This window comes from Faecalibacterium sp. DFI.5.82, assembly GCF_029076575.1.
Taxonomy (GTDB): domain Bacteria; phylum Bacillota; class Clostridia; order Oscillospirales; family Ruminococcaceae; genus Faecalibacterium; species Faecalibacterium duncaniae.
This window is the reverse complement of sequence record NZ_JARFIS010001190.1, coordinates 1-286: the sequence shown is the minus strand read 5'-3', so window position 1 is coordinate 286 and position 286 is coordinate 1. Positions and strand designations below refer to the sequence as shown.

Below are 286 nucleotides of genomic sequence, written 5' to 3'. Positions count from 1 at the left end.
GAGAGATACGATTGCTGATTGCCTTAAAAAGCTGGAAAAATCCAAGCTGGCAGAGCAGGCTGATGTGGACCGTCTGGAGGGACACAGCCTTGCCGCATTTTTCTATCAAGTGATTGGAAAATTGGATGAAAAGCTGGACAAAGAACGGCAGGAAGCCTATGCAGCCCGCGTCAAGTACGATGCGGCTCTCCATGATCTTTCTTCCGTTGATGCCGACTTGAAGCAGATTCAAACTAGACTGGCACGGCTGTCCGATTGCGAAAGGCAGTATCAAGCTGCTCTTTCC

The 286-nt window shown here is 49.7% G+C and carries 1 pseudogene; it reads left to right on the top strand.

The features are described 5' to 3' along the window. Positions 1-64: 64 nt before the first annotated feature. Positions 65-286, top strand: a pseudogene (locus tag P0G09_RS20680) (hypothetical protein); the annotation flags it as partial.